The sequence below is a fragment of the Bacillus sp. S/N-304-OC-R1 genome, assembly GCF_019749375.1.
Taxonomy (GTDB): Bacteria; Bacillota; Bacilli; order Bacillales; family Cytobacillaceae; genus Cytobacillus.
The window spans coordinates 58,915-77,064 of sequence record NZ_JACWFE010000018.1 but is presented as its reverse complement, the minus strand read 5'-3'; the positions used below and the strand labels follow the sequence as shown (position 1 = coordinate 77,064).

14 protein-coding genes are annotated in these 18,150 nt (G+C 41.0%); 10 read left to right on the top strand and 4 right to left on the bottom strand.

Annotated features, from left to right (window positions below):
• Window positions 1-103 precede the first annotated feature (103 nt).
• From H0173_RS15400 to prmC, 10 genes are all read left to right on the top strand, one after another.
• The gene (locus H0173_RS15400; protein ID WP_221847400.1) at window positions 104-1,390 is read left to right on the top strand and encodes a UDP-N-acetylglucosamine 1-carboxyvinyltransferase; all 1,287 of its coding nucleotides are present in this window, start codon (window positions 104-106) and stop codon (window positions 1,388-1,390) included.
• 111 nt (window positions 1,391-1,501) lie between these two features.
• Window positions 1,502-2,464 (top strand): class II fructose-bisphosphatase, encoded by a 963-nt coding sequence (gene glpX / locus H0173_RS15395; protein WP_221847399.1) that lies wholly within the window; start codon window positions 1,502-1,504, stop codon window positions 2,462-2,464.
• 370 nt (window positions 2,465-2,834) lie between these two features.
• Window positions 2,835-4,103 (top strand): transcription termination factor Rho, encoded by a 1,269-nt coding sequence (rho, locus tag H0173_RS15390; RefSeq protein ID WP_221847435.1) that lies wholly within the window; start codon window positions 2,835-2,837, stop codon window positions 4,101-4,103.
• Window positions 4,104-4,266: 163 nt separating this feature from the next.
• The gene (gene rpmE / locus H0173_RS15385) at window positions 4,267-4,470 is read left to right on the top strand and encodes a 50S ribosomal protein L31 (protein ID WP_221847434.1); all 204 of its coding nucleotides are present in this window, start codon (window positions 4,267-4,269) and stop codon (window positions 4,468-4,470) included.
• Window positions 4,471-4,748: 278 nt separating this feature from the next.
• Window positions 4,749-5,369 carry a thymidine kinase gene (locus H0173_RS15380; protein WP_221847398.1) on the top strand — a complete coding sequence of 207 codons (621 nt, stop codon included), beginning with the start codon at window positions 4,749-4,751 and terminating at the stop codon, window positions 5,367-5,369.
• A 127-nt stretch (window positions 5,370-5,496) separates the two neighbouring features.
• A complete protein-coding gene (locus H0173_RS15375; protein WP_221847397.1) occupies window positions 5,497-5,943 on the top strand; it encodes a hypothetical protein in 447 nt (148 codons plus the stop codon).
• A 466-nt stretch (window positions 5,944-6,409) separates the two neighbouring features.
• Entirely contained in the window at window positions 6,410-7,387 is a 978-nt protein-coding gene (locus tag H0173_RS15370) for a DMT family transporter (protein ID WP_221847396.1), read from the top strand.
• Window positions 7,388-7,423: 36 nt separating this feature from the next.
• Window positions 7,424-8,089 (top strand): GntR family transcriptional regulator, encoded by a 666-nt coding sequence (locus H0173_RS15365; protein WP_221847395.1) that lies wholly within the window; start codon window positions 7,424-7,426, stop codon window positions 8,087-8,089.
• A 316-nt stretch (window positions 8,090-8,405) separates the two neighbouring features.
• Window positions 8,406-9,479: a peptide chain release factor 1 gene (gene prfA, locus H0173_RS15360; RefSeq protein ID WP_221847394.1), complete on the top strand. Its 1,074-nt coding sequence runs from the start codon at window positions 8,406-8,408 to the stop codon at window positions 9,477-9,479.
• On the top strand, window positions 9,472-10,344 hold the full coding sequence (gene prmC / locus H0173_RS15355) for a peptide chain release factor N(5)-glutamine methyltransferase (RefSeq protein ID WP_313770657.1): 873 nt from the start codon (window positions 9,472-9,474) through the stop codon (window positions 10,342-10,344). Before prfA ends, prmC begins: the two co-directional genes overlap by 8 nt.
• Window positions 10,345-10,406: 62 nt before the next feature.
• On the opposite strand, the gene H0173_RS15350 is transcribed toward prmC, so the two are convergent.
• The 4 genes from H0173_RS15350 to H0173_RS15335 are packed head-to-tail and all read right to left on the bottom strand — an operon-like array spanning window position 10,407 to window position 18,150.
• Window positions 10,407-13,292: an ATP-binding protein gene (locus tag H0173_RS15350; RefSeq protein ID WP_221847393.1), complete on the bottom strand. Its 2,886-nt coding sequence runs from the start codon at window positions 13,290-13,292 to the stop codon at window positions 10,407-10,409.
• The gene (locus H0173_RS15345; protein WP_221847392.1) at window positions 13,282-13,650 is read right to left on the bottom strand and encodes a response regulator; all 369 of its coding nucleotides are present in this window, start codon (window positions 13,648-13,650) and stop codon (window positions 13,282-13,284) included. The genes H0173_RS15350 and H0173_RS15345 overlap by 11 nt, the downstream gene beginning before the upstream one ends.
• Before the next feature lie 31 nt (window positions 13,651-13,681).
• Complete coding sequence (locus H0173_RS15340) at window positions 13,682-16,753, bottom strand: hypothetical protein (RefSeq protein ID WP_221847391.1); 3,072 nt, start codon at window positions 16,751-16,753, stop codon at window positions 13,682-13,684.
• Window positions 16,750-18,150 (bottom strand): glycosyltransferase family 2 protein, encoded by a 1,401-nt coding sequence (locus tag H0173_RS15335; RefSeq protein ID WP_221847390.1) that lies wholly within the window; start codon window positions 18,148-18,150, stop codon window positions 16,750-16,752. The genes H0173_RS15340 and H0173_RS15335 overlap by 4 nt, the downstream gene beginning before the upstream one ends.

The following is an 18,150-nucleotide window of genomic DNA, read 5'->3' as shown; positions in this document are numbered from 1 at the left end:
AAAAACATACAGTACTAGAGGACAAGCTACAACGTTGAAGTGTGTACATTTTATTACCCACGCAGCATTTTTCTTATACTTACGGCGTAGAAGGGAGCTAATAATGGAAAAGCTTATGATAGCAGGCGGTTACCCTTTAAAAGGAACTGTTCGGATTAGCGGAGCAAAAAATAGCGCAGTGGCATTGATACCGGCTACGATTCTAGCTGATTCGCCTGTCACAATTGAAGGGTTGCCAGATATTTCGGATGTTCAGATTTTAAAAGGGCTGCTTGAAGAACTAGGGGGAAGCGTCAGTTTTTCAGACAACGATATGATTGTTGACCCATCCTCTATGATTTCCATGCCTTTGCCGAATGGAAAAGTAAAAAAACTGCGTGCCTCATATTATTTAATGGGGGCTATGCTGGGACGCTTTAAAAAAGCGGTAATCGGGCTACCAGGCGGCTGTCATTTAGGGCCAAGACCTATTGATCAGCATATTAAGGGGTTTGAAGCTCTTGGTGCTACTGTTACGAATGAACAGGGTGCCATTTATCTGCGCGCGGATGAGCTGCGAGGGGCTCGGATCTACTTGGACGTGGTCAGTGTTGGTGCAACAATCAATATTATGCTTGCAGCTGTCCGTGCAAAGGGCAGAACGGTTATTGAAAATGCGGCAAAAGAGCCGGAAATCATTGATGTAGCTACTTTGCTGACGAATATGGGAGCAAAAATCAAAGGTGCTGGAACTGATGTGATCCGCATTGATGGCGTAGAACATTTGCATGGCTGTCAGCACACGATTATCCCAGACCGGATTGAGGCAGGCACTTATATGATTCTTGGTGCCGCTGTAGGCGAAGGAATGACTATTGATAATGTAATTCCTCAGCATTTAGAATCACTGATTGCAAAACTAAGAGAAATGGGTGCCCATATTGAAGCAGGGGATGACCATGTTTATATTCATCCTGTTGTAAAAAGAAAAGCTGTGGACATTAAGACACTCGTATATCCAGGCTTCCCAACAGATCTTCAGCAGCCTTTTACCTCGCTTTTAACAAGCGCTGAAGGAACAAGTATGGTGACTGACACTATTTATGGTGCCCGTTTTAAACATATTGATGAATTAAGAAGAATGAATGCGAACATAAAGGTGGAAGGTCGTTCTGCCATTATTCACGGTCCGGTTAAGCTTCAAGGTGCCAAGGTGAAGGCAAGTGATTTACGGGCTGGTGCTGCATTAGTCATTGCCGGATTGATGGCCGAGGGAGTAACAGAAGTAACAGGTCTTGAGCATATCGACCGCGGTTACAGCCACCTAGTTGAAAAGTTAAATGGTCTCGGTGCAACGGTTTGGCGAGAAACTTTAACAAAAGAAGAACTAGAACAAATGAAAAATGCTTAATTTGTAGGGTATGCTGTCAAAATGCTGATCGCTTTTTGACGCGTGCCCAATTGGCTTGTCAAAATTTAATCATAAAAATGAATGCAGCATAGACTTGAGGGGGAAATAAGGATGGAACGCAGTTTAACAATGGAGCTTGTCCGTGTGACAGAAGGTGCTGCCTTAGCATCAGCACGCTGGATGGGCCGCGGAAAAAAAGATGAAGCTGATGATGCAGCAACAACAGCTATGAGAAACGTATTTGATACTGTGCCTATGAAAGGAACCGTTGTTATTGGTGAAGGGGAAATGGATGAAGCACCAATGCTTTACATCGGAGAAAAGCTTGGCACTGGCTACGGCCCACGTGTAGATGTGGCTGTAGATCCGCTAGAGGGTACAAATATCGTTGCATCAGGCGGCTGGAATGCACTTGCTGTACTAGCTGTAGCAGATCATGGTAACCTGCTTCATGCTCCAGATATGTATATGGATAAAATTGCGGTTGGTCCAGAAGCAGTTGGCCAAATCGATATTAATGCTTCTGTTCTTGACAATTTAAAAGCTGTCGCAAAAGCGAAAAATAAAGACATTGAAGATGTCGTGGCAACGGTTTTAAATCGTGATCGCCACAGTCATATTGTCGCTCAGCTTCGTGAAGCCGGCGCTAGAATTAAGCTAATTAATGACGGAGATGTAGCGGGTGCGATTAACACGGCATTTGATCATACTGGAGTGGATATTTTATTCGGTCTTGGTGGAGCACCTGAGGGAGTTTTAGCTGCTGTAGCGCTTAAATGCTTAGGTGGAGAAATCCAAGGAAAGCTTGTGCCTCAAAATGATGCTGAAATCGAGCGCTGCAAGAAGATGGGGCTTGATGTGAATAAGATTCTTCTTATGGAAGACCTAGTAAAAGGCGATGATGCAATTTTCGCAGCGACAGGTGTTACGGATGGGGAGCTACTTCGCGGTGTTCAATTTAAAGGCACCTATGGATCTACTCACACAGTCGTTATGCGTGCAAAATCCGGAACCGTTCGCTTCATTGAGGGCCGTCACAGTTTAACGAAAAAACCTAATCTAGTCATTCGTTAATTCTTCAGAATGCTAGTTCATACAATTGGAAAGTATATTTCCAAGCCATTTTAAAGAGGATATAAATATAGGTCTGGCTACGATTGTCAGACCTGTCCTCTTATTTCCTGCCAAAATTGACTTGTTTCCAATTTGTAAATAAATTATAGTTAATATTAGATTTCTTTGAATTTTGTAAGGGACCTCAACAAAATAACCTTTCAAAACAGCAGGATTTAATTAGCTCCTTTTGGACTTATCCTCAGGTTTTTTAAATATATACTAATAGTTTTGCCTCAATCATATTTTTCCCGTTTTTATTTTTTATTTATATTTGTTTATTTTTTGTCTTTAGGGGAAGAGTTTGAAAATTCAAAAGTGTGGTGTCGTTATGGGATTAAATATATCTATGTTAGAAAATATGAAGTTAAAGGAGCTTTATGAGCTAGCTCGCGAATATAAAGTTTCCTATTACAGTAAATTAACAAAGAAAGAATTAATTTTTGCTATTTTAAAGGCAAGAGCTGAAAAAGAAGGATACTTTTTCATGGAAGGTGTCCTGGAGATTATTCAGTCTGAAGGCTTTGGCTTCTTAAGACCGATTAACTATTCTCCAAGCTCTGAGGATATTTATATTTCGGCTTCGCAAATTCGCCGATTTGATTTACGGAATGGAGACAAAGTTTCTGGAAAGGTTCGTCCTCCTAAAGAGAATGAGCGCTATTTTGGTCTTCTTCAAGTAGAAGCGGTAAACGGAGACGATCCGGAATCAGCTAAAGAGCGTGTGCATTTTCCTGCATTAACGCCGCTATATCCTGATAGCCATATGAAGCTTGAAACAACACAGAGACACCTATCAACACGAATTATGGACGTGCTTGCCCCAGTCGGCTTTGGCCAGCGCGGACTGATTGTAGCCCCTCCTAAAGCAGGGAAAACAATGCTTTTAAAGGAAATTGCCAATAGCATTACGACGAATCATCCAGAAGTAGAACTGATTGTTCTATTAATTGATGAGCGTCCAGAAGAGGTAACAGATATCGAACGTTCTGTAGCTGGAGATGTTGTAAGCTCAACCTTTGATGAAGTTCCGGAAAATCATATTAAAGTAGCTGAGCTTGTTCTTGAGCGTGCGATGCGTTTAGTCGAGCATAAGCGTGACGTTGTCATTTTAATGGATAGTATTACTAGATTAGCGAGAGCTTATAACCTGGTAATTCCGCCAAGCGGCAGAACGCTGTCTGGGGGGATTGACCCTGCTGCCTTTCACCGTCCGAAGCGTTTCTTCGGTGCGGCCCGTAATATTGAAGAAGGCGGAAGCTTAACGATTCTAGCAACGGCTTTAGTAGACACAGGTTCTCGTATGGATGATGTCATTTATGAGGAATTTAAAGGAACAGGTAATATGGAGCTTCACCTTGACCGTGCTCTTGCGGAAAGAAGAATCTTCCCAGCGATTGATATTCGCCGTTCCGGAACACGTAAAGAAGAGCTGCTTATCCAGAAGGAACAGCTTGATATGCTATGGGCGATTCGCAAGTCTATGACTGATTCACCTGATTTCGCAGAGAAATTCTTGCGTAAGCTAAGACAAACGAAATCAAATGAAGACTTTTTCGCTAATCTAGCTGAAGAAATGAAATCAAAGCGTTCACATTAAGTAAAGGAAAAAATTCCTTTTTTGAACGCATAATCAAATATTGCAAAATGGGATTTGCCTTGTTATAATTATTCCAGTGTGCTTTAGATTATACGGTCGTCTTTATGGCCCGTAATATATAACTCTGTCTCAGCATGATTCAGGGCGGAAGGAGATGAAAAGAATGAAAGCAGGAATTCATCCTAATTACAATAAAGCATTAGTTAAATGTGCATGTGGTAATGAATTTGAAACGGGTTCTGTTCAAAAAGAAATCCGTGTTGAAACTTGTTCAGAATGCCATCCATTCTACACAGGACGTCAAAAATTCGCTGAAGCTGGCGGACGTGTTGACCGTTTCAACAAAAAATACGGCATCAAGCAATAATAATAACAACCCAAAACAGGCAAGTTTTCGTTCTTGCCTGTTTTTTATTTCGATTTTAAGTTTCAGGACTTTGAGAAATGTCTAGCTCCAGCGCCTACCCCCGACGTACAGGACGTACTAGTGTCGACAATGCGACAGGACGTCGCGTATTTGTCGACCTCGAGGTCACAAGTCAATCCTCCCAGAAAGGAAAGAACACCTTTCCGGGAGGCTCGTCTTGTGCTTGTCGGGGGTGAGCAAGGCACTTGCGCTTTTCTTATAAGGAGGAATGGCCTTCTATGTATGTAATGAAGCATCATGGATGGGTAGAGGTGATTTGCGGAAGCATGTTTTCCGGAAAATCAGAGGAACTGATTCGCCGTGTGCGCAGAGCTCAATTTGCTAAACAGCAAATTGTCGTGTTCAAACCGCAAATTGACAATCGCTATAGTGAGGAAGCAGTTGTTTCACATAATGGGACAGCCTTTACAGCGATACCGATTTCTAATTCTACAGATATTTTTGCACATATTCATTCAGATATTGATGTCATTGCCATTGATGAGGTACAATTTTTTGACTCAGAAATTGTAAAGGTCATTCAACATCTAGCGAATAGCGGCCACCGTGTTATTGCTGCAGGCCTTGACCAGGATTTCCGCGGAGAGCCTTTTGGTCAAATGCCAGCCCTTATGGCTATTGCAGAATTAGTGACTAAGCTTCAGGCAGTTTGTGCAGTTTGCGGCTCACCCGCTAGCCGTACCCAAAGATTAATTAATGGAAAGCCTGCGTCCTATGATGATCCAATTATTTTAGTCGGTGCATCGGAAGCGTACGAGGCTCGTTGCCGCCATCATCATGAAGTTCCCAAATCACCCAGCTTATTAGGTGAGGAACAGCAGACCACACAGCCATTATAAATTACTTAACTCTGTCTGAAACGTTTCAGGCAGTTTTTTTATTTTTAGAAAAAAATTTGTGTTTGGTTGAATTTGGACAGTACTAACTCCAGTTATAGCGGACATGCTAATAATGGAGGTGCAGCATATGAAAAGACTATTTGTAATAATTATGCTACTTATTTTAGCTGCAGGCTGTAATACGAATTTTAACCGCGGGGTTGAAAAACTATATGGTCCAAATGAAAAGGAAGACGGATTTCGAAATGTATCTACCCGCAATGATGACGCCGAGTATAACACAAGGGCCTGGACGATGGATGAGCAAAATCCGAACTTCCCGAATACCCCTGGGACGAATCGAGTTACTCAACAGTCAGATATTGAACAGGCTCGTAAGGTAATCGATGGGATGAACGGCTATCGATCAGGTCCCGTATGGATCAATGGGGATGACATGTGGGTAACGGCATATAAAAAAGGAATGCTGTCAGACACTGAAAGAAGAAAAGAGTCAAAGAAGGTTCGGGACAAACTAGAAAATGCCTTACCACGTTATCATATCGAAATAAAAATTCAAGAGGATCGCCGTTAAATGCCTTGCTTAGTGCAGGGCATTTTTTTTTATTAAAAAGATATTGGACAAGTATTATTGAAAAGTGTCGTTTGATGTCCGATAAAAGGGTTTATTGGACAAGTTTTATGAAAAAGTGCTGTTTGATGTCCGATAAAAGAGTTTATTGGACAAGTTTTATGAAAAAGAGCCGTTTGATGTCCGATAAAAGGGTTTATTGGACAAGTTTTATGAAAAAGAGCTGTTTGATGTCCGATAAAGGTATTTATTGGACAAGAAATGAAGAAAAGTGTCCTTGAGTGTCCGATAAACAAAATTTCTCTAGATTACAAAACAATTGGAGAGTCTATCACCAATAAAGATACCGGACTTTTCTAAGACCAAAAAGAAGTACCTCCTGTCAAAAAAACTATTGCTAAAAAACCGAAATGCGATATATTAGTTATAGGAATTTTACATAATATTTTAAATTTTAGGAGAGAACATCATGCGGCCTATCATAATAGGAATATTTGCGGCTTTCTTTTTTGCTTTTACATTTATTTTAAACCGATCGATGGAGCTTTCTGGGGGCAGCTGGATTTGGAGTGCGTCTTTACGTTACTTTTTCATGGTTCCATTCCTTTTCATCATCGTCGCGACCAGAAAAAACTTAGGGCAGCTGTTTGCTGAAATGAAGAGAAATCCAGGTGCTTGGTTTCTATGGAGTTTTATCGGGTTTGGTCTATTTTATGCTCCTTTAAGTTTCGCAGCAGCATATGGACCGGGATGGCTGATTGCGGGAACTTGGCAAGTAACTATCATATCAGGAGCCCTTCTTTCACCGTTATTTTTTGAAACGAGACAAACGGCAAACGGTCCAATTAAGGTGAGAGGGAAAATTCCATTTATAGGCTTAGCCATGTCCCTGATCATTCTTCTAGGGGTAGCGCTCATGCAGCTTGATCAGGCAAACGGCTTATCAACTCATGTTCTCATATTAGGAGTTTTACCTGTTATCATTGCATCTTTTGCATACCCACTCGGCAATCGAAAAATGATGGAGGTTTGCGGGAATCGATTGGATGCCTATCAAAGGGTGTTAGGCATGACGGTAGCAAGCCTTCCATTTTGGCTGCTTTTATCGATTTATGGAGCTGCAACAGTTGGACCTCCAAGTGTCGGACAAACCGTTCAATCTCTCCTCGTAGCATTATTTTCTGGAGTAATTGCAACTGTCCTCTTCTTCAAGGCTACTGACATTGTAAAAGGGGATATGCAAAGACTTGCCGCAGTAGAGGCGACACAATCGTTTGAAGTGTTATTTGCGGTTGCTGGGGAAATGCTTATTTTATCAGCACCTGTTCCTTCGCTTGTTTCATGGGCAGGAATTCTTTTAGTTATTGCTGGCATGGTGCTGCATAGTTATGTGTCCAATCGGGAAAAACCAATCAAAGTTGTGGCAGATAGAGCTAAATCTAGTTAAATTGACAGTCATATCCAACGTTGATATATTGGTTTTATGAAGATAATTAAAACGATTGCTCGTCCAGCCTTAAGAGATCAAGTGTATGACTCATTGAAAAAAGCGATTATAACTTTGGAATTAGAGCCTGGCCAGCGAATTATGGACAAAGATCTAGCAGTGGAATTTGGCGTCAGCCGCACGCCTGTTAGAGAGGCATTGAAGAGGCTTGAAGATGAAGGTCTCGTTGAATCATTGCCAGGTTCGCAAACCCGCATTACTCAAATTGATTTGGAGGAGGCGAAAAACGCATTTACAGTTGTAGCTGCTTTACATAGTTTAGCGGCACGTCTCGCGGTACCTTCTATTTCAGAAGAAGATATTCATCTAATGGAAGATAGCAATGCTAGGTTGAAAAAAGCGTTAGAAAATAAAGATGTTGTAAGTGCAGTTGAAGCGGATGATGAATTTCATGGAGTGTTGCTCTCAGTATCAGGGAATCAGGAAATAGGGCTTGCACTCGAGCGAATCATGTCGAAAGTGCGCAGATTAGAATTTTCAAAGTTTAGCTCTTTAGATGCCATGAAATCCATTGAAGAGCATCAGAAAATTATCGAGGCTTGCCGATCGAAAAATCTGAATATAGCTAGCTCTTTAGTCGAGGAAAACTGGCTGAGCCTTGGGAGACTTCTTGTTGGAGATACAAATGCAAATGAATATTAATTATTACAGGGATGTCGCATGAGATTCATAGACATGCGTTCTGGCTATCAAAAGATTCATTATTGTTTTGATTAAACAATGGGGCTAAAATTTGGATAAGATACATGTAAAAGGTTATCGTTCTGGAAGCGATAGCCTTTTCTGCGTCCTATACACCAATTTGGTTTTGACTGCACCTCTTACCTATACTATAATTATAATGTTATGGACTTTAATCTTTAAAAAGCGTGGACGCTGCTAATAGTGTGAACGTATTGAATATAGATAGCTCGGAAATAATAGTCCGAAGTGTTATGGAAATTAGAGGTGAAATGCTGTGTTTGATCGTCTTCAATCTGTTGAGGACCGCTATGAAAGACTAAATGAGCTTTTGAGTGATCCTGATATTGTCAATGATCCAAAAAAATTACGTGAGTATTCGAAGGAACAATCAGATATTCAAGAAACGGTAGAAACCTATCGTGAGTATAAGGATGTTCGTCAGCAGTTCTTAGATGCAAAAGCAATGCTTGAAGAGAAGCTGGATCCGGAAATGCGCGAAATGGTTAAAGAAGAGCTTGATGAGCTAGAGGAAAAGGTAGAGGAATTAGAGGCTCGTTTAAAAATCCTTCTTATTCCGAAAGACCCGAACGATGATAAAAACGTTATTATGGAAATTCGCGGTGCAGCAGGCGGGGATGAGGCTGCTTTGTTTGCCGGCGATTTATACCGTATGTACAGCCGCTTTGCTGAGACGCAAGGCTGGAAAACAGAAGTTATTGAAACTCACTCAACGGGAGTGGGCGGCTACAAAGAGATTATCTTCATGATAAACGGAAATGGTGCTTATTCCAAACTGAAGTTTGAAAATGGCGCTCACCGTGTTCAGCGTGTGCCTGAAACTGAATCTGGCGGCCGTATTCATACGTCTACAGCAACGGTTGCAGTATTACCGGAAGCTGAGGAAGTTGAAATTGAAATTCACGATAAAGATGTTCGTGTCGATACGTTTGCATCAAGCGGACCAGGCGGACAGAGTGTTAACACGACAATGTCAGCTGTTCGTTTAACACATATTCCAACAGGTACAGTTGTATCTTGTCAGGATGAAAAATCGCAAATTAAGAATAAAGAAAAAGCGATGAAAGTTTTACGTGCCCGTGTCTATGATAAATTCCAGCGTGAAGCACAGGCTGAATATGATCAAGCACGTAAATCTGCAGTCGGTACAGGTGACCGTTCTGAACGTATTCGTACGTACAACTTCCCGCAAAACCGTGTAACTGATCACCGCATTGGTTTAACGATTCAAAAGCTGGACCAAATTCTTTCAGGGAAGCTAGATGAAGTCATCGATGCGTTAATCCTTGAAGAACAATCTTCGAAGCTTGAAAGTGCTTCAAATGAGTAATCCATCTATGAAAGTGTATGAAGCCCTCAACTGGGCTTCTTCTTTTTTAAAGGAAAAGAATCGTGACGACAATGCGGGAGAATTACTATTGAGGCATTATATGGGATTAGATCGGGCCCAATTTCTAGGAAGTCTCCGGGAGGAACTGGAGGAATCCGTTTTCGAAAAATTTAAAAAGGCGGTTATCCTTCATCGTGAAGGAAAGCCGGTGCAATATATTATTGGCTATGAATCTTTTTATGGCCGTGATTTTCAGGTAAATGAGGATGTTTTGATTCCACGCCCTGAAACAGAGGAATTGGTTTATCATACATTAAACCGAATTCAAAAGCTTTTTGGAAATCGGGAAGGGCTCAAATTAGCGGATATTGGGACGGGGAGCGGGGCTATTGCGATTACGCTTAAGCTTGAGAAGCCTGACCTTTCTGTGACTTCCACAGATATTTATCAGCCGACTCTCCTTTTAGCGGAGGAGAATGCACGTCAGCTTGGTGCGGATATTCGTTTTATTCAAGGAGATCTTTTAAAACCCTTTATCGAAAAGGGTGAAAAGTTTGATTGTCTAATTTCGAATCCGCCTTATATTCCTGATGGCGATATCGAATGGATGTCAGAGGTTGTGACAGAGCATGAGCCTCATCGTGCTTTATTTGCTGGTGTGGACGGGCTGGATATTTATAAAAGATTCGCTGAAGAGCTGCCCGCTGTTGCTAATGAGCAAGCAATAATCGGATTTGAGGTAGGGACTGGCCAAAGTGAAGCCGTCCGACATCTGCTTCAGCAAGCTTTTCCTAATGCAAGCATCGAAATTGAATTTGATATTAATGGAAAAGACAGAATGGTTTTTGCTGAGATTGGTTTTTAATCATATAGAAGGGGAGCCTCAATAGCCGAAAATCCGGCTACAGAGGCTCCCCTTCATCTGTTTTATTTATTTAAATGTTCTTCTGGAATAAGGATTTGACCAATTTTTCCTGTTTTTGATAGCGTTTGGTGAATGACATGAGAAAGCTGGCTCGGTTTATACGGCTTGATCAAATAGTCGTTGGCACCGAGAGAGAATCCCTTTTCCTTTTCATCCAAGGCTGTTGAAATAATGATCGGAATGTTTTGGAGCCGTTCATTTTGTTTCATATTTTTCATAATGGACCAACCGTCAATTTCCTCTTCAAGGAGGATGTCCAGAACGATCGCATCTGGTGTTTCCTTCTGAATATAATCGAGAGCTTCTTCTCCTTTTGCAAAGCTTGTCACATGGAACCCGCTTTCGGATAATTCATTATAAATCAGTTCGGCAAGGCTATGATCATCCTCTACTACCATGATGTTGAATTCGTTATTCTCTGTACTAGGGGGAATCACATTTTCTCTAATATGAGTTGTCTCCACTGTTGGGAATGAAAGAGTAAAGGTGCTTCCTTTGCCGTATTCTGATTTCACATACACCATTCCATCATGGGCTTTCATAATTTCCTGAACAATGGCAAGGCCTAATCCTGTTCCGCCAATCGTTCTTCGATCCGAGTTATCCACCCGGAAAAACTTATTAAATAATTTATCGAGTGCATCTTCTGGAATGCCAAGTCCGTGATCGGTAATATCTACTTTAAGCTGATCGTCCTCTTGGTAGATCTTTACTTTAATTTCCCCGCCATCTGGTGAATATTTGATGGCATTGTTAAGAAGGTTCGTAAAGACATGCACCATTCTGGAACGGTCGCCAAGTATAATATCATTATTAATCGATTGCTGCAGTTCGATTTGATGAATGCTCGTTTGGAATTGCTGAGTCTCAATAACTTTTTCTAGGATTGGAATAATCTTAATGAATTTCTTTTCGTAAGTTTGTTTTCCTGATTCCATTCGCTGAACGTCTAAAAAGTCATTGATTAAGGCAGTCAGACGTTTGGCTTCGTTATAGATTGTTGTTAAATATTTCGTTTGTTTGACTGGCTTTAATTCGCGATTTAGCATTAATTCGGTAAAGCCAAGAATACTAGCCAATGGTGTCCGCAATTCATGGCTAACCGTACTTACAAATTCAGATTTCATCTGGTCTACTTCAAATTCCTTTGTAATATCCCGATGAACAATTACGGTGCCTGTCCGCTCGTTTCCGTGATAGAGGCCTTCAAAATACATCTTAATGACCTGCTTGGAATTTTTCATTCTATACGAATAAGAATACTCCTCTGAGGTGGCTTCAGAGCTATTCAGTGCACATGTTAGGAATGAAATAAAACCTGACTCATCCTCCACAAATTCCTTCATAGAATCTGTCCATGTTTCCCATGGAAGTCCAATTAAACTGTCTAGACCCTCATGGCAGCCGAATATGTCACTCAATTGCTTATTCACCTGAATGACTCTGCCGCTCCAATCAATTAATTGAATGCCTTCCTTCACCGTATCCATAATACTTTGGTTGAGCTTGCGGTTTTCTTCAGATGCTTCAAACAGTCTAATTTTTTCAAGTGAGATGCCAATCTGCTTGGATAGGGCCTCATATTCTTCTTCCATTTGATTTTGGTGGAAGGGGCTTCCGAATCGGGTGAAGACCATAATAGCTGCGACCTCATTAAGGGATGAGAGAACAGGCAAATATAAATCATATCCATATGCAATTGCTGTATGGTAACCCTTTTCTTCAGCCTGGAGCTCACGCTTAATAGTAAAAACCTTTTTCGTTTTCTTCAGACGGTCATGTAAACCATTTTCGATATATTTTCTAAATTGATGAATGCCTTCCTTGGAGACCCCGAAAGATGCTGTTGCTTCTTCATTCAGCATGACAATAACTCCACGGTCAGCTTCAAGAACGTCGCACATATTAAATACAATACTCTCCAGCACTACATCCTTTTGGAGGGAGTTTGATATTTCATTAGTCAGCTTATTTCTCCGTTCCAGTTTTCTTTCATTTTCCCGGACAGCTTCAAGCATCGATTCCAATTCCATTTGCTGTGCCTGAAGCTCGTCTTGCTGGGCAATGAGCTCTTCGTTCTGTGCAAGAAGATCCTGTTCATTATCTTGAATACTTTTAATCATTTTACGGAAGGCAATCGATAATGCACCAAGCTCATCTTCACGGCCATCTTCTACCTCAATGACCGCTTCTTTTCCAAGGGCAATTTCATTTGCCGCATTGGCAAACTGGGCAAGCGGCTGGCCAACTCTTTTCAGCATGATTCGTATTAATAAAAAGAAAATGAACAGTAGAACAACAAGTAAAGCAATAAACACATATTGAACAAAAGACTGTTTCTCCGATAGCTCTATAGCCGTATTGTTTAAGGAATTCTGGACACTTTTTAAATAAGAGTCAGAGTATTTCTGGAAGTTACTTACCTTTTCAAAACCTAGTGAATTCGCCTTTTGAATTAGCTCATTTTTTTTCCCGCTTTCAATAGAAGTAATCGTATCTGCTAGTCTTTCGGAAAAATAAAAATCAATCATTTCCCGTAATTCTCTTGCATAAGCCTTATCCTCTTGGGTTACGGAGATGGATTCAAATTCTTTATGAAGCTTATTAAGAATAGGCAATTGTGCGAGTGCACCATCTTTAAAATCATTATTTTCAAAAGCGATGTAACTGCGGGTATCTAGGACAGTCAGGTTAAAGGCGTCATCTATTTGGGCTAGAATCTGCTGCTTTTCGACAAGTGCCTTCCGTTCCTTATAATAAGTATCATTTATCTCATGATGTGCAAAAAATAAGCTAATAGAACTTGCAGAAAAGAGAAGGGTGAATAGGCTAAAAATTGTAATGAACTGCCTAGTTAAGCTTTTTTTTACGTATTGATTAAGCTTCATCGAGTATCTCCCCAACCTTTTTCAATAGATTGAGGGGGCTGAATGGCTTGGCCATAAAATAGTCAGCTCCTGCTGCTAACACACGGTCCTGCTCGAACTGCTGACTTTTCGCTGACAGCATGAGAATCTTTACATCTTGATTCCTAGAGCTTGAGCGGATTTTCTCAATTACCTCTAATCCTGTAAAAACTGGCATCATATAGTCAATGATCACAAGGTCATATGTATGCTGATTGAATAAATCTAGTGCTTCTTGACCATCCGCTGCTTCGTCAATTTCATATCCTTCGTCTTCAAGCGTATCGACAACGAGCATTCGTAAAATTTCTTCATCCTCAGCAAATAAAATTTTGTTCATTTAATATCCTCCATCTTGGAATGCATCGCATTTAATTTTTCCTAAAAACTTCTTTCATGATGAAATAGGAATCTTTTAATCTTTCATGATAGGCAGGCTGTTCCCAGCTATTCCATGAGTAGGAGGCGGTATTTTCAGCCATGAGCTTGCCGTCCTGAAGACTTGGGAAACTGCTCATGCTGTTGTCCTTATTTACAGTGACGACCGCTAGTCTAATTCCATCCATTTTTTCACTGGCGTTTAATCCATTTTTCCAAAGGTCGCCGATCATTTCCTTTTGGCTCGGATCCTTTATGTTTAATAAAGCCCATGGGAGGCGAAGCTCAATGGTTTTCCTATCTTTGCCCATACTAATATCGGTTAAGGAATCAAAATCTTGATAAAGAGGATTGCCGTTTCCAAACTTTAATTTACCGGTCTCATAGGAGATGAAAGGCAGTTTTTCTCCAGTTGATGGGATGGTTAGCTCCTTGTTCAAAGCAAGTCTGATTGGATGGAAGATCCCGTTATTTTTCCGGCTTGCATAATCTTGTGTCGGTATCATCTTTAACAGCTGTCCGTAATGAAAATAGAAGGTGTCATAATAGCTGTCTACCAGAATGGAAGATTGATTTTGATTCGCTAAGTTTATTAGAAAATCAGCGCCAAAATTGGCCTGAATGAATTGTCCGTTTGGAAGCGGAATTTTAGTTTGGCCTTGATTTCTTATTGTATCAATGAGAAGCACAGTATTCATATGATTCGGGTCCACTGGCTTTTCATAGTCAAGACGGAAATAAATATTTTCCTCATCAGACGTAACAAAAACTTTATTAATCGATCCATTGGAAGATTCATAGATTGGCTTTGCCTTTATTTTCTCCCAATCCGTTATCTGGCCGTCTGGATAGATGGGAGGTTCAAATGCTCCTGGCTCAAAGCCAAGCAGACCAAAGTGCTGTTCATTCGTTTGCCTATTTGACCAATAGGGACGGCGGTCTGGATTATCATAATCCATCGTGTTCCATGTCCGCTTGAACCATTCGTCCTGCCAAGTAAAGACAAGCCCGCCAGCAGCTCCTTCATCTACGATGGATTGAAATAGCCGTTTATTGATTTGGCCTTGTTCTTCCTCGGAATGAAGCCCCTGATCCATGCCATCAACGTTTAGATGTGTGAGCCCGCGAGACTCTGGAACGCCAAACTCTGCAATCAGAACAGGCATTGTATGAGCGGAAAGAAGATCATGTAAATATCCGGCATAATTATTCTTTTTGCCCTCAGAATCGATATACTCTGTATACTTCTTTTCATAATTCATGAAATCCGGATAGTAGGGATACACGTGGTAAGAAGCAAATAATCCGGCATGAAAATCGTTTGTTTTAATAATATGATTTGGATCAACTGTTACAAGATCTTCCTTTTTACTCGGTTCAGCAGGGTGGGTGAGCAGATCAGTCGTTACCCAATTTGTAAAGCTCATCGTATGCTGCCATTGATAGGTTTTCGTTTCATAGGCAGTGGCATCATTCATCATTTGCGCCAGCCATATTTCAAATGGAGATGCTTGATCCGTCTTGAAATATGGCCCATCCAGTGGTTTCATTCCATTATGCTTCGAGTTCGTATTCACAACTGCTTCAGGATCCCACTCAATGCCCAGAATAAAGCCAAGGACATAAGGGGAAATATCATAGGTGTATTCGCCGGAAGCATGGCCAGGTCTATCTGGGAGACTGGCATGTCCGTGCACAATATCAATCATATTGTTAATTTCCTGTTTGAAATCATCAGTCACTTCCGGATGAAACGCATCTTGATAGTGTACAAGATTTTCCTCGTTCACCCAGGCCCCATGAAAAAGATAGAGCGGCTTTTTCGCAATCTGATTGTACTCATAAAACGCCTCGTAAAAGGCAGGGGGATGAATCGTGTACACCCTGATCGCGTTGGCGTTCATATTCCCAATTTCTTTGAACCAGCGGAAATATTCTTCCTTCGTAATCCCCGTTTCACCTGGAAATGCTCCGGGCTTGGCGATCCCCATATTTACGCCTTTTACAAGCATATCTTCCCACTTGCCGTTTTTCCGGATTTGGATTGTGGCCCCGGTTGTTTTGCTATTTGTTCTAATACCATTGTCTTGAACAAGCTCAACCTTTTCCTGATTGGTCCGCAAATCAAGTCCATCGGATAATAGCTTTTTCATCATCGGAACATATGCCTTCCAGTAAAACGAGTCATTAGAAAACTGTTTCCACAAAGAAATACCGCTAGTTTGATAGATTCCAGGGACATCCCTCTCGCTGGAGTAATCCCCGGCAAAATAATAGGAAGTATAGCTAGCATTTTGGTAGGAAACAACGGCAGGAAATTCATCCGGAATGTTATAACTCTTTAGTCGAGATTTGGCTTTCTTTGATATTGGAAGAGAATAGACTGCCAGTATTTCATCTTCATCGCTAGTATCAACGAGGTTAAACCAGCCTTGATAATCTGCTCGCAGTCCGCTTCCCAGGAGTTTTTTTCCGTTTTCTGTCGATTGAAAGGCTAACCCATTTCCCTCTAAATCTTTATGATCGAGAACGATAACAAATCCATCATGATTAACTAAAATAATCCCTGGACCGGTAAACTTCCATTCCTTTGAATAGTTTTCTTTAATCCAAGCGGGAATATCCTTACTTTCAAGACTCGAAAAGTATTTACCTGACCAGCCGCTCCAGCTAATGTTTAATAGATTCTCAATTCTTTTCTGAGATGTATCAGTCATAGCATTTGTAAGCGTGCTATATTCCGAGATAAGCGTCTTGCCGCCGTTTAGAATAAGAGTCTTTTCTAAGTTATTGATTCCATCCTCACTGAGCTTTCCTTCCGGATCAGATAAATAATAAACATCATGATCAGAAGAGAGCTGTTTATGTGCTGAAATATTTTTTGTCTTTTCATTTTTTAATAGCCAAATTAGCCCGTTATTCCCAGACTGATTGCTTAGAATAGCAAAGTTCAATGGCAGATCCTGTTTGAGCTGCCATAACCAAAAAGGGCTCGTTAACACGATCAAAAGGGCAGCGATAAAGCCAAAGACAATACGTTGAGATCTTGTTAGTCGTTTTTTCATTCGGAAACACCTTTTCTCTTCATTTCTCCCCAGCTTTTATCACCGATGATCAGCTGCCAAATGCCTTCACATCTCCATAAAACAGTTAGCGGCCGATACCACAGTGTTTCAGTCAGAGAATAGAAGAATAGTTTAAATAAATCCGCTACTTTTGGATATTTACGCAGGCTCCATTCTTCCAACAAAACAGCAGCCATGGAAAAAATCGACCCGTACAAACAGGAAAGTAAAAAAATCAAAATCGCAAACTCGATATAAATGCCACCTAAGAATAGTGATAAAATCACAAACAGGTAGCCCATTAATTCGACTATCGGTCCGAAAAATTCAACAATCCAGAAGTAGGGAAGGGAGATCCAGCCGATGCTTCCGCATTTAGGATTGAACGTTAGCTTCCGATGCGTCCATAGGCTCTCAAACAATCCCCGGTGCCATCTGCGTCGCTGTTTTCGTAAAAAGGTGATGCTCTCCGGAACCTCTGTCCAGCAAACTGGATCCGGCACATAAACTATGCGTTTGTTAAGTCCTCTTTCCTTAATTAAGCGGTGGAGTCTGACGACCAGCTCCATATCCTCGCCAACTGTATCGGTTTTGTACCCACCGGCCTCCAGTACCCAGCGTTTCGAAAAAACCCCGAATGCGCCTGAAATGATGAGCAATAAATTGTGCCGGCTTAATCCAATCCGCCCCATTAAGAATGCTCGCAAGTACTCGATAATTTGCATAATGACAATCGGCTCTCTAGCTAAGCCAACCTGCAGCATTTGCCCATCCCGAATTTGGCATCCATTCGCAATTCGAATGCTGCCGCTTGAAGCAATAACTTCTTCATTAGAGTCAATGATCGGCTTCATCACCTTAAGGAAGGCGTCTCTTTCAAGAATGGAATCACCATCTAATGAACAAATATAAGGATAATGGGAGATGTTTATCCCCACATTCAGAGCATCCGCTTTCCCGCCATTTTCTTTATCGATTAAAAATAATTTTGGCAGACTTCTAGATTGATATACTTTTTTAATCGGCATCGTTTCTACTTGCTTGCGGATGACTTTATCCACAACCTTCATATCATACTGCTCGATCATTTTTTCAAGCGTGTCATCTGTGGATCCGTCATTCACAACAATAATTTCAAACTGTGGATAATGTATGCTAAGCAGCGACCTCACACTTTGAATGATGCCGGCACTCTCGTTATAGGCAGGAACGATAATAGAAACCGGCTTTGTATAGATTTCATCTTTATAGTCTTCATACGTATGTTCATGTTCCAGCAAATACCCTTTTCGCAGCTGAATGACCGAAAAGAAGAGAATAATCGTATAAAAACTAATAATGATACACATATAAACAGCAATAAACCAGCCAAAAAAAACAACAATATTTGTCCACAT

What these genes read in the sequence shown, in the direction of transcription:
- H0173_RS15380 (WP_221847398.1), top strand. Translation starts at nt 4,749, where the DNA reads ATGTATGTAATGAAGCATCATGGATGGGTAGAGGTGATTTGCGGAAGC.
- H0173_RS15370 (WP_221847396.1), top strand. Translation starts at nt 6,410, where the DNA reads ATGCGGCCTATCATAATAGGAATATTTGCGGCTTTCTTTTTTGCTTTT.
- H0173_RS15340 (WP_221847391.1), bottom strand. Translation starts at nt 16,753, where the DNA reads ATGAAAAAACGACTAACAAGATCTCAACGTATTGTCTTTGGCTTTATC.
- H0173_RS15375 (WP_221847397.1), top strand. Translation starts at nt 5,497, where the DNA reads ATGAAAAGACTATTTGTAATAATTATGCTACTTATTTTAGCTGCAGGC.
- rpmE (WP_221847434.1), top strand. Translation starts at nt 4,267, where the DNA reads ATGAAAGCAGGAATTCATCCTAATTACAATAAAGCATTAGTTAAATGT.
- H0173_RS15335 (WP_221847390.1), bottom strand. Translation starts at nt 18,150, where the DNA reads ATGTGGACAAATATTGTTGTTTTTTTTGGCTGGTTTATTGCTGTTTAT.
- rho (WP_221847435.1), top strand. Translation starts at nt 2,835, where the DNA reads ATGGGATTAAATATATCTATGTTAGAAAATATGAAGTTAAAGGAGCTT.
- glpX (WP_221847399.1), top strand. Translation starts at nt 1,502, where the DNA reads ATGGAACGCAGTTTAACAATGGAGCTTGTCCGTGTGACAGAAGGTGCT.
- H0173_RS15345 (WP_221847392.1), bottom strand. Translation starts at nt 13,650, where the DNA reads ATGAACAAAATTTTATTTGCTGAGGATGAAGAAATTTTACGAATGCTC.
- H0173_RS15365 (WP_221847395.1), top strand. Translation starts at nt 7,424, where the DNA reads ATGAAGATAATTAAAACGATTGCTCGTCCAGCCTTAAGAGATCAAGTG.
- H0173_RS15400 (WP_221847400.1), top strand. Translation starts at nt 104, where the DNA reads ATGGAAAAGCTTATGATAGCAGGCGGTTACCCTTTAAAAGGAACTGTT.
- H0173_RS15350 (WP_221847393.1), bottom strand. Translation starts at nt 13,292, where the DNA reads ATGAAGCTTAATCAATACGTAAAAAAAAGCTTAACTAGGCAGTTCATT.
- prmC (WP_313770657.1), top strand. Translation starts at nt 9,472, where the DNA reads ATGAGTAATCCATCTATGAAAGTGTATGAAGCCCTCAACTGGGCTTCT.